The organism is Pandoraea sp., from assembly GCF_041919235.1.
GTDB lineage: Bacteria > Pseudomonadota > Gammaproteobacteria > Burkholderiales > Burkholderiaceae > Pandoraea.
On sequence record NZ_JAYRUC010000012.1, the window covers coordinates 1 to 14,547 of the forward strand.

At 62.3% G+C, this 14,547-nt stretch carries 14 protein-coding genes and 2 tRNA genes; 9 read left to right on the forward strand and 7 right to left on the reverse strand.

Going from position 1 to position 14,547, the window contains the following annotated elements; translation table 11 throughout:
• Nucleotides 1-333: 333 nt before the first annotated feature.
• Complete coding sequence (locus ACE3UG_RS11330) at nt 334-624, forward strand: hypothetical protein (protein ID WP_374623721.1); 291 nt, start codon at nt 334-336, stop codon at nt 622-624.
• A gap of 604 nt (nt 625-1,228) precedes the next feature.
• Here the strand turns inward: ACE3UG_RS11330 and ACE3UG_RS11335 are convergent.
• Both ACE3UG_RS11335 and dusA read right to left on the reverse strand, forming a co-directional pair.
• Nucleotides 1,229-1,304: transfer RNA gene (locus ACE3UG_RS11335), tRNA-His, on the reverse strand.
• A 188-nt stretch (nt 1,305-1,492) separates the two neighbouring features.
• Complete coding sequence (dusA, locus tag ACE3UG_RS11340) at nt 1,493-2,506, reverse strand: tRNA dihydrouridine(20/20a) synthase DusA (RefSeq protein ID WP_374623724.1); 1,014 nt, start codon at nt 2,504-2,506, stop codon at nt 1,493-1,495.
• Between the two features lie 318 nt (nt 2,507-2,824).
• On the opposite strand from dusA, the gene ACE3UG_RS11345 reads away from it, so the two are divergent.
• The gene (locus ACE3UG_RS11345; protein WP_374623727.1) at nt 2,825-3,709 is read left to right on the forward strand and encodes an EamA family transporter; all 885 of its coding nucleotides are present in this window, start codon (nt 2,825-2,827) and stop codon (nt 3,707-3,709) included.
• On the opposite strand, the gene ACE3UG_RS11350 is transcribed toward ACE3UG_RS11345, so the two are convergent.
• Together ACE3UG_RS11350 and ACE3UG_RS11355 are read right to left on the reverse strand one after the other, a co-directional pair.
• Nucleotides 3,678-4,100: a GNAT family N-acetyltransferase gene (locus ACE3UG_RS11350; protein ID WP_374623730.1), complete on the reverse strand. Its 423-nt coding sequence runs from the start codon at nt 4,098-4,100 to the stop codon at nt 3,678-3,680. The two genes, ACE3UG_RS11345 and ACE3UG_RS11350, sit on opposite strands and share 32 nt — an antisense overlap.
• A gap of 176 nt (nt 4,101-4,276) precedes the next feature.
• Nucleotides 4,277-4,353, reverse strand: a tRNA-Met gene (locus ACE3UG_RS11355).
• A gap of 200 nt (nt 4,354-4,553) precedes the next feature.
• On the opposite strand from ACE3UG_RS11355, the gene ACE3UG_RS11360 reads away from it, so the two are divergent.
• The 6 genes from ACE3UG_RS11360 to ACE3UG_RS11385 all read left to right on the forward strand — a co-directional run bounded on the left by ACE3UG_RS11360 (nt 4,554) and on the right by ACE3UG_RS11385 (nt 9,554).
• Nucleotides 4,554-5,171, forward strand: a complete 618-nt coding sequence (locus tag ACE3UG_RS11360) for an NUDIX hydrolase (RefSeq protein WP_374624065.1) — start codon at nt 4,554-4,556, stop codon at nt 5,169-5,171.
• 59 nt (nt 5,172-5,230) lie between these two features.
• Nucleotides 5,231-5,995 carry a leucyl/phenylalanyl-tRNA--protein transferase gene (aat, locus tag ACE3UG_RS11365; protein WP_374623733.1) on the forward strand — a complete coding sequence of 255 codons (765 nt, stop codon included), beginning with the start codon at nt 5,231-5,233 and terminating at the stop codon, nt 5,993-5,995.
• Nucleotides 5,992-6,768, forward strand: a complete 777-nt coding sequence (locus ACE3UG_RS11370; protein WP_374623737.1) for an arginyltransferase — start codon at nt 5,992-5,994, stop codon at nt 6,766-6,768. The genes aat and ACE3UG_RS11370 overlap by 4 nt, the downstream gene beginning before the upstream one ends.
• Before the next feature lie 137 nt (nt 6,769-6,905).
• On the forward strand, nt 6,906-7,934 hold the full coding sequence (locus ACE3UG_RS11375; protein WP_374623740.1) for a quinone-dependent dihydroorotate dehydrogenase: 1,029 nt from the start codon (nt 6,906-6,908) through the stop codon (nt 7,932-7,934).
• A gap of 49 nt (nt 7,935-7,983) precedes the next feature.
• Complete coding sequence (locus tag ACE3UG_RS11380) at nt 7,984-8,781, forward strand: transporter substrate-binding domain-containing protein (RefSeq protein ID WP_374623743.1); 798 nt, start codon at nt 7,984-7,986, stop codon at nt 8,779-8,781.
• 113 nt (nt 8,782-8,894) lie between these two features.
• A complete protein-coding gene (locus ACE3UG_RS11385; RefSeq protein ID WP_374623746.1) occupies nt 8,895-9,554 on the forward strand; it encodes an amino acid ABC transporter permease in 660 nt (219 codons plus the stop codon).
• 135 nt (nt 9,555-9,689) lie between these two features.
• Here the strand turns inward: ACE3UG_RS11385 and ACE3UG_RS11390 are convergent, their stop codons facing one another.
• The 3 genes from ACE3UG_RS11390 to ACE3UG_RS11400 form a co-directional block, all read right to left on the reverse strand.
• Nucleotides 9,690-11,099, reverse strand: coding sequence for a lactate utilization protein B (locus tag ACE3UG_RS11390; protein WP_374623749.1), 1,410 nt, complete (start codon nt 11,097-11,099; stop codon nt 9,690-9,692).
• Nucleotides 11,100-11,178: 79 nt separating this feature from the next.
• The gene (locus ACE3UG_RS11395) at nt 11,179-11,904 is read right to left on the reverse strand and encodes a (Fe-S)-binding protein (RefSeq protein ID WP_374623752.1); all 726 of its coding nucleotides are present in this window, start codon (nt 11,902-11,904) and stop codon (nt 11,179-11,181) included.
• Between the two features lie 110 nt (nt 11,905-12,014).
• Nucleotides 12,015-13,346 carry a hypothetical protein gene (locus ACE3UG_RS11400; RefSeq protein WP_374623755.1) on the reverse strand — a complete coding sequence of 444 codons (1,332 nt, stop codon included), beginning with the start codon at nt 13,344-13,346 and terminating at the stop codon, nt 12,015-12,017.
• Between the two features lie 304 nt (nt 13,347-13,650).
• On the opposite strand from ACE3UG_RS11400, the gene ACE3UG_RS11405 reads away from it, so the two are divergent.
• Nucleotides 13,651-14,478, forward strand: a complete 828-nt coding sequence (locus ACE3UG_RS11405) for an IclR family transcriptional regulator (protein WP_374623758.1) — start codon at nt 13,651-13,653, stop codon at nt 14,476-14,478.
• Nucleotides 14,479-14,547: the final 69 nt, after the last annotated feature.

The window sequence follows — 14,547 nt, forward strand, 5'->3', positions numbered from 1 at the left end:
TGGGGCCGCGCAGCCAAGGACTGGAAGACAGCAATGAACCAATTCGCTATCCTTTACGCGGATCGATTCGTTCGACCGTCCGTGTAATTCTCAACCCGCCTTGAACACGGAAATTCTGACACCCCCGCGTGCTGGGCTGCAAACCCGTTCACCAGTCGATGGCGGTGACACCGACCGATCGTCAACTGTGCCCGCCCGAAAACGGCCAGTACTTCGCCGTCGTAGCGGTGGCTCCCACGCCACCAAACACGTCTCAAACATCGCCCGACTTCGCACAGATGGCGGGCTTCTGGACATTGGCCTTCACGACGGTCGTAGGACTGTACGTCTTGAGTGCCCAACCTCACGAAGTTCTTCGGCCGTATGTCGCCGACGTCGCTCAAGATGTTGCACGGCTATCAATACCTGGATGCCCGTGCCGCCGCTGGTGCGCCGGCGAGCGCAAACAAGGACATAGCTGCCATGCAGACAATCTGCAACTATGCGGTTCGCTGCGGAGTGATCGACGTGAATCCTTTTGTCGGGCTTATGCTGAACGAGACGGATGTGGTTCGGCGCGACGTCACGGCCAGCCAAGTGACTCGGTTTTACCTGGGGGCCGTCCGGCAAGACCTCTCCTTCTAGACGATGGGGTGCGCGGCCATGTTCGCCTATCTCACCGGATTTCGTGCGGCTGAGGTTCGCCCGTTTCACCGTTCAGGAGTTCGGGACGACGGCGTGATCGTTGAAAGCGCCAAGCGGAAACGCGGCGAGGAAAGGGTGACGAAGTTGCGGGCGTGGTCGCCTCGGCTGAGCACGGTCGTCAAACGCGCGCAACAAGGCCGCCGGATTCCTGGCATGGCTCTGTTTGGCAATCGAATGGGGCAAGCCTACACGCGCAGCGGGTGGGGAAGCGTTTGGCAAGACGCGCAATTCGCATGGATTGCGTCGTTCGACCCAACAGTGCGCGCGCAATGGGATGACCTGAAGAAGCGAGCGGTATATCTGATCTCTGGGCACTCGGCGTACTTCACGCTTAACGACGGCCGACCAGTCGCGATCACGGAAAAGCTCGAGCGTCGAGAAGCTGACGTTTTCGACTTTGCCGCACACGCAGACCCGGGCACGACGATGCGGCACTATGATCGCAGACGCGTGAGAAAAGCGTCACCGACGAAGTGAGCAAATTGACAAATCGGGGATTTCGTTGACAAACGAAGTGATTACTACCGGGGAAAGCAAGGATTTTTGGGGTGACCGATGGGACTCGAACCCACGACGACTGGAATCACAATCCAGGACTCTACCAACTGAGCTACGGCCACCGCCGTGATCGGCAACATGACTTGCTCGCCGAACAGAAACAAGATTATAGCGACGTTTTTATCGCGTTGCCAAGCGCTTTTTTCACTTCGCTGAAATATATTCGCGCTCACGTGCGCGAACGATGCAGGACAGGGTCATCTTACGCGGCGAACGCTCGCAACGCGAGGTCGCCTCTCGATGCAAGGCATCAAGCGATTGCGACGGACCCCACATCGTCTCGCGCCGAGATTGTCCCGGCGCGCAACTGCGCACGCGCCTCTTCGAACGCGCCGATACCTGCCTTGAGACGCTTGGGATCGGACAGCACCCGACGCCATCCACGCGCGCCCGGCACCCCGCGATACAGGCCCAGCGCATGCCGCGTTATCGCACCGAGATACTGCCCCTTGTCCACTTGCGCCGCCGCGTATTCGATCAAGGCGTCTTCCACGGCCTCGCGCGATTTCACCGGCGACGTGTCGCCGTAAAATCGCGCATCGACTTCCGCGAGCACGTACGGATTGTGATAGGCCTCGCGGCCCAGCATGACACCGTCGACGTGCTGCAAATGTCGCTCGACTTCATCGAGCGTCGTCACGCCGCCATTGACCAAGATCTCGAGCTGCGGGAACACTTGCTTGAGGCGATAGGCATAGTCGTACTTGAGCGGCGGGATCTCGCGGTTCTCTTTCGGGCTCAGCCCCTTGAGGATCGCGTTGCGCGCGTGAACGATGAACGTCGAGCACCCGGCCTGCGCAATTTTGCCGACAAAGTCCTCGACGAATGAGAACGATTCGACGTCGTCGATCCCGATACGATGCTTGACGGTGACGGGAATGTGCACCGCATCGCGCATCGCCTTCACGCAATCGGCCACCAGTTCCGGCTCGGCCATCAGACAGGCACCGAACGCGCCGCGCTGCACCCGCTCCGACGGACACCCGCAATTCAGGTTGATCTCGTCATAGCCCCACTGTTCGCCAAGCTTCGCCGCACGCGCCAGATCGTGCGGCTCGCTGCCGCCGAGCTGCAACGCGACGGGATGCTCGACGGCATCGAAATCGAGATGTCGCGCAACGTCGCCATGCAACAGCGCGCCAGTCGTGACCATCTCGGTATAGAGCCACGCATGACGCGAGAGTTGACGATGAAAGACCCGGCAATGCGAATCCGTCCAATCCATCATCGGCGCGACGCTGACGCGGCGGGCAGGCAGGTTCATGCAAATTCCTCTGGGACAGCAAGCGACGCCTTGCCAAAACAAGACGACACCTCGTGATAAACAAAGCACGAAGTATATGTCATGCCTCCACCGCTCGCCGGGGCGCTCGAGCCGCCTCAACGTCCACTCAACGTCCACTCAAGACCTGCACAACCTCCCCTGACATCCGCGTCGGCCCGCTCGCGCCCCACTCTATGCCCGCGAAACACATGACTGCGCCCATCGACGCACCGACGGCCGCACACGACAGGTCGACGCCCGAGGAGTACACTTTCGCCTTCCCAGTCGCCCACCGAGGCAGCACAAGGAGACGCCGGAATGGCACCTAAGGATCTGTTGCGGGCACTGATCGTCATACTCGCATGGGGCGTGAACTTCGTCGTCATCAAGGTCGGGCTGCACGGCGTGCCCCCCATGCTGCTAGGCGCCCTTCGATTCCTGCTCGCCGCCTTCCCCGCCGTCTTCTTCATCAAGCGCCCGCAAGTGCCGTGGCGTTGGCTGATCGCGTACGGCGCGACGATTTCGTTCGGCCAATTCGCGCTCCTGTTCACTGCAATGTACGTCGGCATGCCCGCAGGTCTTGCGTCTCTGGTGCTTCAAGCCCAAGCGTTTTTCACGCTCGGACTCGCTGTGCTGTGCCTCGGAGAGCGCTTTCGCGCACAGAATGTGGCGGGCCTCCTCATCGCAGCAGCAGGCCTCGCCGTCATCGGCATGCAAGGCGGCGGCGCGATGACGCCCCTCGGCTTCGCGCTAACACTCTGCGCCTCGCTGAGCTGGGCGACAGGCAACATCGTCACCAAGAAGATCGGCAACGTCGATCTCGTCGGCCTCGTAGTCTGGGCAAGCCTCATTCCGCCAATTCCGTTCGCCCTGCTCTCCTATTGGTTCGAAGGTCCGCAGCAAATCGCCGACTCGCTCGCCCACCTCTCCGTAACGTCGATCTTCGCCGTCGCCTACCTCGCCTTCATCGCAACGCTCGTGGGCTACTCGCTCTGGGGCCGTTTGATGACACGCTACCCAGCCAGTCAGGTCGCGCCGTTTTCGCTGCTTGTACCAATCATCGGTCTCGCGTCGGCAGCACTGCTGCTCGGCGAGCGCCTCTCGGGACCGCAAATCATGGGGGCCGTGCTCGTGATGTCGGGCCTTGTGGTGAACGTGTTCGGCGCGAAGATCAGACAGCGCCTGCTACCGGCTTCCCGCTAACCAGTCGCATGTGCAAAAGCGGGAACGGAAGTCCCTGCCCGTCGAGCGCCGATCGGCCGACCACCTCAAACCCCTCGCGCCGATAGAATGCCAGCGCTTGCGAATTCTGCTCGTTGACATCGACGCTTGCGCAATCGAGTTCTCGCACGGCACAGGCAAGCAAGGCGGCACCGATACCCCGCCGACGCGCATCAGGCGCGACGAACAGCATCTCCACATGGCCCTGCGCCGCGCCCACGAAACCAAGGATGCCCCCGATATCGTCACGGAACACGCGCAGCGTGACGGCGCCCAGGTATTCGTTGCGAATTCGCGGACGCAATCGCGCAATATCGGCGTGACCGAGGAAATCGTGCGTCGCCCGCACTGAGGCTTCCCAGAGCTCGGTCATAGCGTCGAATTCGCATTCGCTCGCCAGGGAGATGACTGAATCGGCTGAATTCACTGACATTTGCCCCCCGCGATTGCGCACCGTTGACGCACCGTGCACGAACGTCATACACACACGAAATGGAGACGGAAGAATGCAAAAAGCCCGATTTCTTTTGGAAATCAGGCTTTTGAATTTGGTTGCGGGGACAGGATTTGAACCTGTGACCTTCGGGTTATGAGCCCGACGAGCTGCCAGACTGCTCCACCCCGCGTCTGAAGAATTAGAGTATATGGCAATTGCCACCGCAGTGCAACATGAACGGCAGAATATTTTTCCAGCACACACCCGGCGGGCCGTCCGGATTTCGCCGCGCGCCCCGCCACACGGGATATCCCGGCATACCGTTTGCACCGCCGCACAGCGCGCGTTGCCGATGATACACTCCCAGCAACCATGATCCGACGCCCTTCCATCCAATTCTGTTCCGCTTGCGGCCATTCGGTCGAGTTGCGCATTCCGCCCGGCGACAACCGCGAGCGGCATGTGTGCACCCATTGCGGCACAATCCATTATCAGAACCCCCGCAACGTGCTGGGCACTGTGCCTGTGTGGGGCGATCAGGTGCTGCTTTGCAAGCGCGCAATCGAACCGCGCCTCGGCTACTGGACGCTGCCGGCTGGCTTCATGGAAATCGGGGAAACGACGGCGCAGGCTGCGGCACGCGAGACGCTGGAAGAAGCCGGCGCGCTCGTCGAGGTCGGCCCGCTGTTCTCGTTGCTCAACGTGCCGCACGTCCACCAGGTCCATATCTTCTATCTGGCGCAAATGCGCGATCCGCAGTTTGCCGCCGGCGAAGAGAGCCTCGAAGTGGCCCTGTTCTCGGAAGACGAGATTCCCTGGGACGAGATCGCCTTCCCGACCATCGCGAAGACACTGCGCTTCTTCTTCGAAGACCGCCGCGCGGGAACGTTCGGCGTGCATCTCGAGGCCTCGCAGGACGGCGCGGCCGTGCCGGGTGTGCCGGTGCCCTCGTTGCCGGTCAATACGGCGCACACCGAGGACATCCTCACGCCGATGCTGCATGTCTGAGCGCACCCCCGCGGCGCATCGCACGAAGTTGCCCGAAACCCCGGAACGCTAACGCCGCCATGGTCGTCTGGCTCGAAGCAAACGATCCCTTTCCCCCCGTGGACGAAGCGCTCGATGCGTCGAGCGACGCGCCAGGATTGCTCGCGGCTGGACTCGATCTCTCACCGCAACGCCTGCTCGCCGCCTACCAGCGAGGCATCTTCCCGTGGTACTCGCAGGGCCAGCCAGTGCTTTGGTGGAGCCCCGACCCGCGCATGGTGCTGCGCCCCGAGAACTTCGTCGTCAGTCACAACTTCCGCAAACTGCTGCGCCGTGTGCTGCGCGACGACGCGTGGGAGATCCGCCTGGACGCCGGCTTCGCTGCGGTCATGCAAGCCTGCGCGCAAGCGCCGCGCCCCGGCCAGGACGGCACCTGGATCACGCCCGCGATTGTCGCCGCCTACCGCGCGCTGCACGACGCCGGACTCGCCCACAGCGTGGAGACTTTCTACAATGGCGAACGTGTGGGCGGCCTTTACGGCGTCGCCCTGGGACGCATGTTCTACGGCGAATCGATGTTTGCGAATCGCACCGACGCCTCGAAAATCGCGCTGGCAGCGCTGGTCGCGTTCGCACGCGCGCACGCAATAGAGGTGATAGACTGCCAGCAGAGTACCGCCCATCTGGCGTCGCTCGGCGGCGGTGAAATTCCCCGCCAGGCATTTCTGGCGCATGTGCAGAAGGCGGTCGTGGCCCCCGCACCGGCCTGGCATCTGGACAAGCAGATGCTCAGCGCACTGGCCTACGGTAACGCAGCAGACAAGGCTCACGAGGTTTTGCAGTGACCCATCCGAACGAACTGCCGCTCTCCCCGCTGTCCGCCCTTCAGTTCTATGCAACGGCGCCCTACCCTTGCAGCTATCTCGACAATCACACCGCACGCTCGCAAGTCGCCACGCCCAGCCATCTGATCAATTCGGACGTCTATAGCGAACTCGTTCGCGCCGGGTTTCGTCGCAGCGGTGTCTTCACGTATCGCCCATACTGCGACGGCTGTCGCGCCTGCGTCCCCGTGCGCGTGCCAATCGCTCGCTTCATCCCGAACCGCACCCAACGTCGCATCTGGCGACGCCACGCCGGCCTGGCCGTCAACGTTTCGGGATTGCACTACACGGAAGAGCATTACCAACTCTACATGCGCTATCAGTCACGGCGTCACGCGGGCGGCGGCATGGACCACGACAGCCGCGAGCAGTACGAGCAGTTCCTGCTGCAAAGCCGTGTGAACTCCCGACTGGTGGAGTTTCGCGAGCCACCCGGCCGCCAGGGTGCAGGCACACTGCGCATGATCAGCATGATCGACATCCTGAGCGACGGGCTGTCGTCCGTCTACACGTTCTTCGATCCCGACGTCGAAGGTGTGTCGTACGGTACCTACAACATCCTCTGGCAGATCGAACAGGCGCGCGCCCTCGGACTCCCGCACGTCTACCTCGGCTACTGGATTCAGGCGAGCCGCAAGATGGTCTACAAGGCGAACTTCCGGCCGCTGCAAGGGCTGCGCGACGGCCAATGGCATGACATGCCCGAGGCCATGCTCGACGCCGCAGGCGAGTGACCCCGGTAGTGCGCATCGCGCTCATCGCGCCCCGGGCGACGCGTCAATCGAGCGTACGCAGAGCGTAGAAAAAGACGCGCTCTGCGACCGGGATACCGGTAAAATGGCGACTTTCCGATTCTGCCGAACCCGACACCGTGATTGCGCCCCTCTATCCTCTGGCCCGTCGCGCCCTGTTCTGTCTGGATGCCGAGCAAGCCCACCATCTGACGCTCGCCACGCTGCGCGGGGCTGCCTCGCTCGGTCTGGCCGGACTCATCGGTCAGACGCTGCCCGAAGATCCGCGCACCGTCATGGGCATCCGCTTCCCGAATCCCGTGGGCCTGGCCGCAGGCCTTGACAAGGACGGTAGCTGCATCGACGGCCTGGCCGCCCTCGGCTTCGGCTTCGTGGAAGTCGGTACGGTCACGCCGCGTCCGCAGCCAGGCAATCCGAAGCCGCGCATTTTCCGCCTGCCGCAAGCCGAAGCGATCATCAACCGCATGGGCTTCAACAATGGCGGTGTCGAGCAATTCCTTCAAAACGTGCAGTCGGCGCGCTACAAGGGACCGCTGGGCCTGAACATCGGCAAGAACGCCGACACACCGATCGAGCGCGCCGTCGACGACTATCTCATTTGCCTCGAGAAGGTTTATCCGTACGCCACCTACGTAACGGTCAACATCTCGTCGCCCAACACCAAGAATCTGCGGCAGTTGCAAGGCGGCGATGAACTCGACGCCCTGCTCGGCAAGCTCAAGGACAAGCAACGTGCGCTATCCGATCGCCATGGCAGATATGTCCCCATTGCGCTCAAGATTGCCCCGGATCTCGATGACGAACAGATCAAGGTCATTGCCGGCACGCTCACGCGCCATGGGTTCGATGGCGTGATCGCCACCAACACCACGCTCTCGCGCGAGGCGGTTGCGGGTCTGCCATATGCCAACGAAACGGGCGGCCTGTCGGGGCGGCCGGTGTTCGAGGCCTCGAATCGCGTGATCCGCGCACTGGCCGCGGAGCTGGGCGGGGCGCTGCCGATCATCGGCGTCGGGGGCATCCTGTCCGGCGCCGATGCCCGGGCCAAGCTCGACGCCGGGGCCAGTCTGGTCCAGGTCTACAGCGGACTGATTTACCGTGGCCCCGAGCTGGTGCGAGAATGCGTGCAAGCGCTGCGCACAACCTGATCGGCCGAACGTTGCGCCTCTTCAATTGCCTTAGGGAGACTTCCTCATTATGAAAACCTGGCTCAAAACGCTGTGCCTCGTGCCGCTGACGGCAGCCGCACTACTGGGCACCGCGCCCGCCCACGCCGCCGACCTGCTCGATACGGTGAAATCTGCCGGCGTGCTGAAAATCGGTCTCGAAGGGACTTACCCGCCGTTCAACTATCGCGGTGCCGACGGCCAGCTCGACGGCTTCGATGTCGACGTCGCCAAAGCCGTTGCCCAACGCCTGGGCGTAAAGCCTGTGTTCGTGACCACGGAATGGAGCGGCATCATCGGCGGACTCATGGCCGGTAAATTCGACGTCATCGTCAATCAGGTTGCCATCACCGACGAACGCAAGAAGTCGCTCGACTTCAGTCAGCCGTACACCTTCTCGGCCGCACAGCTCATTCAGCGTAAGGACGACAAGCGCGAATTCAATTCGCTCGAAGCACTCAAGGGCCACAAACTCGGCGTGAGTCTCGGCAGCAACTACGATAACCTCGCGAAAGGGGTTCCGGGGATCGACGTACGGACCTATCCAGGCGCGCCCGAGTATCTGCGCGATCTCTCTGCCGGTCGCATCGATGCCGCCCTCAACGATCGCCTGATGCTCGCGTATCTGATCAAGACCTCGAACCTGCCACTGCGCCCGGGTGCTGTGCTGCAAGGCGCGAACCAGTCGGTTGGCATCCCGTTCCGCAAGGGCAATCCGAAGTTCGCGAAGGCCATCGACGACGCCCTCTCGAGCATGAAGCAGGACGGCTCGCTCGGCAAGATCGCGCAGAAGTGGTTCGGTGAGGATGTCTCCAAACCGGCGAAGTAAGACGCACGCCGCGCGGCGACGCACTTCGGTCGCGTAACGGCCGGCACCACGCAAACCGCGCGGGTGCCGGCCGTCCTCATTCCGGCCCACGGCACTTCATCAGAAATCCCCCCATGAATCCATTCGAACTCGCTGCCCAATCCATGCCTGTGCTGTTGCAGGGCACCGTGCTTACGATCAAGTTCGCATTCATGTCGATGGTGTTCGGTCTGGCGATCGGCACCCTTGTGGCGATCATGGGCATCGGCAAGATCCGCGTATTGCGCGGTATCGCTCGCGCCTACGTCAGCGTCATGCGCGGCACCCCGCTGCTCGTGCAGATCTTCGTCGTCTATTACGGCCTGCCCGGCATCGGCATCTCTCTCGACCCGACGCCCGCCGGCGTGCTCACGCTCAGCCTGAACGTCGGCGCCTATCTCTCGGAGAGCATGCGCGGCGCGCTCGAAGGCATGCCGCGAGGACAATGGCTGGCGGCGTACAGTCTTGGCCTGTCCTATTGGCAAACGCTGCGCTATGTCATCGCACCCCAAGCACTGCGAATCGCCGTGCCGAGCCTTGGCAACAGCCTCATCAGCCTGATCAAGGACACGTCGCTGGTCTCAGTCATCACCGTGACCGAGTTGCTGCGCTCTGCCCAGGAAGTGATTGCGTCGACGTATCAGCCACTACCGCTCTATCTTGCATGTGCGGCCATTTACTGGGTACTGTCGACCGGGTTGTCGGCGCTACAACGGCGCATCGAGAAGCGCCTGGCATTGCCCGCCCGGAGCTGACGCGCGCAGGCACAAAAAAGCCGGCGCCCTTTGTTGCCTGTCTCGGCAAGTCGGGGCCCGGCTGCTTGCTTCGACGCCAGCGCCCGCCGTTCGCTGTTCGCCGGCGATTGCGCGTCACGGCACGCCTATCGCGGCCTATCGCGGCGCGCGTCGTTCGCGATACATCGCGCGGAACGTCTTGCCGCTCGGCGACGGCATTTCGCGCGTGTCGGACCACCCCGCAGCAAACGGCAGCTTCGAGATGCTGCCACGCTCACGCCCCATCCATTTCAGCACCCGCGTGCCCAGACCGGAGAGCGTTGCGTAAAGCCGCGGACGACGCGCAGCGAACGCCCATGCGGCGAGCGCAGCCCGCTCCTGCCAAGGCCGCAGACCACGGTCCACCTGACGCTCGCGCAGCTTGCGAAGCAGATCCGAAATCGGAATTCCCACCGGGCAGACGCGGTTGCACTCACCGCACAGGGTCGCTGCCTGCGGTAGATCGAGCGTCTTCTCGAGCCCGACGTAACTCGGCGTAAGCACCGAACCCATCGGCCCCGGATACACCCAGCCGTATGCGTGGCCGCCAATCTTTTGATAGACCGGGCAGTGGTTCATGCACGCGCCGCAGCGGATGCAACGCAGCATCTCCTGAAACGCCCCGCCAATCAGCCCCGAGCGACCGCCGTCGACGAGCACGAAATACATATGTTCGGGACCGTCGACTTCATCCTCGGCACGTGTCCCGGTGAGCAGCGAGAAGTAGTTCGACGTTCCTTGTCCGGTCGCCGAGCGCGGCAACAATCGCATTGCCGTTGCCAGGTCTTCGAGTGTGGGCAGCACCTTCTCGATACCTGTGACGGCCACATGTACGCGCGGCATGATCGTGCACATGCCCTCGTTGCCCTCGTTGGTCACCACGGCCACCGAACCGGTTTCGGCGACCAGGAAATTTCCGCCGGTCACCCCCATGTCCGCCGACAGGAACTGCGGGCGCAGCATCTCGCGGGCCTCCCGCGTCATTGCCGGAATATCGGTCAGGCGCGGCTTGTGGTGAACGCGAGCGAACAAGTCGGCGACTTCGTCCTTGTCCTTGTGCACGACGGGCGCAATGATGTGCGAGGGCGGTTCGTTGTCGTTGATCTGCAGGATGTATTCGCCAAGATCGGTCTCGACCGATTGCACGCCCATGTCGGCGAGCACCTTGTTGAGCTGCAACTCCTCCGTGACCATCGATTTCGACTTGATCACTTTCTTGACGTCGTGCCTGCGGGCAATATCCGCAACCAGGCGCGCTGCGTCCTGCGTCGATTCCGCGAACAGCACGGTTGCACCACGTCGGGTGGCCTCGCGCTCGAAGATCTCCAGCCACACGTCGAGGGTTTCAAGCCCACGGTTGCGACGCTCCTTGAGCGCCTCACGCGTCGCCTCGAAGTCGATTTCTTCCATGGCGACGGCACGCGCCGTCACGAACTTGGTCGAGAGCTTCTTGAGGTTGGCCTGCAGACGCTGGTCGGCGAGCTTCTGCCCGGCGCGCGCCTTGAATTGCATCGATTGAACTTGCATCGCGACTCACGAGAAGTGATGGCCGCCGACGCGCGACATCGCGCGCGCGAGCGTGAAGATCGGAAGGACTGCGGCACGCTCACGCATCGCCGGCGAGCACCTGGGCAATGTGCAGCACGCGCGTCTTCGTGTCACCGGTGCGGCGCAGTCGCCCCTCGATGTTGAGCATGCACCCGAGGTCGCCGAGCACGACGGCCGGGGCGCCGCTCGCGGCGATGTTGGCGCACTTCTCGTCGACGATGGCTGTCGAGATGTCGCCGTACTTCAGCGCGAACGTGCCCCCAAAGCCGCAGCACGCCTGGCAGTCCTTCATTTCGGTCAGCTTCACGCCGGGCATTCTCGCGAGCAGTGCGCGCGGCTGCGCCTTGACACCGAGTTCGCGCAGACCGGAACAGGCGTCGTGATAGGTCACTTCGCCGTTGTAATCGCCGGGCACAGTCTCGATGTGGAGCACGTTGACGAGAAAATCGGTCAACTCGAACACGCGCGGACGCAGCCGCTCGTAGCGCCCCATGAGTTCGGGGTCATCGGCAAAGAGGTCGCCGTAGTGCGCTTTGACCATCCCGCCGCACGATCCCGACGGCACAACGACATAGTCGAACGATTCGAATTCATCGAGGAATTTCTGGGCGAGATCACGGGCGATGGCGCGCTCGCCAGAGTTGTAGCCGGGCTGACCGCAGCAAGTCTGCGATGCGGGAATCACGACCTCGCAGCCCGCTGTCTCAAGCAGCTTGAGCGTCGAGAAACCGATCTCAGGACGCATCATGTCGATCAGACACGTGACAAAGAGTCCGACGCGCATTGGAGGAATCCTCGTTCCGGGAATAATGCGCCATTATAAGACGCTGGGCCGGTCCGGCCCAGCGTGGATTCCCGCATATCGCGCAGATGCGCGCGAACGTTCCCGGCCGGCTACGCTCTGCGGGCGCCGCCGTGCGTATATGGACTCCAGGAATGCGCGCGCTCTGGCATCGTCCGGTTGCTGCGCGGCACCTCAGCAGCCGGAAATCTGGAGAGCGCCACCAGCGCCGCGCGCATTGACGCGGTCTCTTGCAGATTCGACAGGCGCTGCAGATCCCTTCTGAACTCGTCGAGCTTGCGCTCAACGGCGCCGAAGCCCGTCGTCAATGTCTCTTGCGTCGTGTTCAGCACCCGGGATTGCTGCCCGACGTCGCTCTGCACGGCGTCGACGGTATCTTGCAACGAGTCCATACCCGAAGCGACGCTCGCGACTTGTTCGGCCATGCTGCTGACCCGGCCATTGAGGTGTCGCGCCTGAGTCCTCACGTCCTTGAGCAGATCCCACACCATGTCTTCTCGTGCCAGCGCGGCGCGCCGGTCGCTTATATCCAAATACGTTCTCATCGTTGCCCCCTCCGTTTCAATGAGTTGCTTTGTACTCGCCAACAGACTTTCGATAGACTTCCACCCCCGTTCACGGTCAAAGCCGCGAATGCTCCCCAGACTGACGGCACGAATCACCATCGTCAACGCCAGCCCGACGATGGCCAGAACGCCACTCGACGTAATCAGTGCCGCAATCGCAATGCCGCCCGCTACGCAATAAAGCGCCGCCGAAATAGCGAAGCGCTTCCCAAAATGCTTCTTGTCCGGCCACACTTCCTTGGACCCGCGCCTGATCGTCTCGCGCACAGCGTCCAGGCATTGCTCGATGTCGGCCAGGGCATCCATAAACGCTGCCCCAATCTTTGCGTACGCCTCCCTCTCCGCATCAATGTCTTCAAATGTTGCATTCGCAAGCGAAGTTGACCGCGCGGCCATCTCGCCGCATTTGCGCACTATCGCTTCTTCCTGACGCAGTGCATCTGCCAAATGCCCCAGGATCATCGAAAACCGTCGGGCAGACGGCGTGAGACGCTCGATATTGCGATCATGCAACTGCTCGCCAACCAGGAAGTACAAGCCCTGACGGCTAGAGTTGGATGCATATCGGTAGAACCCGTCCCAAAGCCCCCCTCCCCAGTAGCCCGAGGTCGCTTTCTTATAGGTCGACAAGAATGCGTTTTCCAGATGAGAAATCGCGTCGCAATTCATTCCCAACTGCGCCTTCGTGTTGGCGATCTGCTGAAACTGCTCGACGATTTCCGCGTGCTTCTCGGCAATCGATTTGCCGCCCGTGGCTGCCGCCCGCTTCAACTCGCACTTTCGCTGCGGCCATGTCGCTGCCGCCGGCGCAAAAACATACCCATGCATTCCAAGCGCCTCCTTGAGGGTATCGACCACATCTCCCGATTCGGCCGGATACCGAATTAAATGGCCAGCCAATGGTAAGCGCCCAAGCGAAAGACCACTTTCGGTTTCTGTCAGCCGTTACGGCGGCAGCGACGCTTTCCTGTGACACGCCCGTCACGCGTCGCTGGATACATCGACCGACGATCGCGAACGGTCGCCGGACCGCCGTCGAGGCCGCCTGCGGTCGACGCATCGACGCGTGGCGTCGTTTTTCGCATAACTCCTCTAAGCGAAGTCCGCGAATTTTTCACAATATGATATAGAATCGACGCTATACGAAACTCAGTCCTCCCCCATGAAAGACGAAGGCAGTCAAGGTACGGAATCGCGCACGTCAATTCAGGTCATCGAGCGCATGATGCGTTTGCTCGATGCACTTGCTGCGCATGCCGATCCCGTCAGTCTCAAGGATTTGGCGCACGCCACCGAACTTCATCCGTCCACCGCGCACCGCATCTTGAACGACATGGTGGCCTGCCGCTTTGTCGATCGTTGCGATCCGGGCACGTATCGTCTGGGCATGCGCCTGCTGGAGCTTGGCAATTTGGTCAAAGCGCGACTGTCGGTGCGCGATGCGGCGCTCACGCCCATGCGCGGCCTGCACCGCATGACCGGGCAAACGGTCAACCTGTCGGTGCGCCAGGGCGACGAAATCGTCTATATCGAACGCGCGTACAGCGAACGCTCGGGCATGCAGGTGGTGCGTGCCATCGGCGGTCACGCGCCCTTGCACCTCACCTCGGTCGGCAAGCTCTTCCTCGCCGCCGACGAGGCTGCGCGCGTACGCGCCTACGCCACGCGCACCGGCCTGTCGGGCCATACGCGCAACAGCATCACCGATCTGCAAAAGCTCGAGCGCGAACTGAACCATGTGCGCAAGTCCGGCTATGCGCGCGACAACGAGGAACTCGAACTGGGCGTTCGCTGTATCGCGGCCGGGATCTATGACGACAGCGGCAAGCTCGTCGCGGGACTCTCGCTGTCTGCGCCGGCCGACCGCTTGCAGGATGCGTGGCTCGCCAATCTGAACGAGACGGCGCTCGCGATTTCCGCGTCGCTGGGCTTTCACGCGCCGAAGCCGGATGTCGCCGGCGGTGTGTCGCAGGTCGCGACGGCCGAATAATCCGAATCGGCGCCAAGCTCCGCTAATCGGCGACATCCCTGCGGCCGATGGAGGACATCGGCATTGAGG

What these genes read in the sequence shown, in the direction of transcription:
- dusA (WP_374623724.1), bottom strand. Translation starts at nt 2,506, where the DNA reads ATGAACCTGCCTGCCCGCCGCGTCAGCGTCGCGCCGATGATGGATTGG.
- ACE3UG_RS11345 (WP_374623727.1), top strand. Translation starts at nt 2,825, where the DNA reads ATGGCACCTAAGGATCTGTTGCGGGCACTGATCGTCATACTCGCATGG.
- ACE3UG_RS11350 (WP_374623730.1), bottom strand. Translation starts at nt 4,100, where the DNA reads ATGACCGAGCTCTGGGAAGCCTCAGTGCGGGCGACGCACGATTTCCTC.
- aat (WP_374623733.1), top strand. Translation starts at nt 5,231, where the DNA reads ATGGTCGTCTGGCTCGAAGCAAACGATCCCTTTCCCCCCGTGGACGAA.
- ACE3UG_RS11380 (WP_374623743.1), top strand. Translation starts at nt 7,984, where the DNA reads ATGAAAACCTGGCTCAAAACGCTGTGCCTCGTGCCGCTGACGGCAGCC.
- ACE3UG_RS11385 (WP_374623746.1), top strand. Translation starts at nt 8,895, where the DNA reads ATGAATCCATTCGAACTCGCTGCCCAATCCATGCCTGTGCTGTTGCAG.
- ACE3UG_RS11390 (WP_374623749.1), bottom strand. Translation starts at nt 11,099, where the DNA reads ATGCAAGTTCAATCGATGCAATTCAAGGCGCGCGCCGGGCAGAAGCTC.
- ACE3UG_RS11395 (WP_374623752.1), bottom strand. Translation starts at nt 11,904, where the DNA reads ATGCGCGTCGGACTCTTTGTCACGTGTCTGATCGACATGATGCGTCCT.
- ACE3UG_RS11405 (WP_374623758.1), top strand. Translation starts at nt 13,651, where the DNA reads ATGAAAGACGAAGGCAGTCAAGGTACGGAATCGCGCACGTCAATTCAG.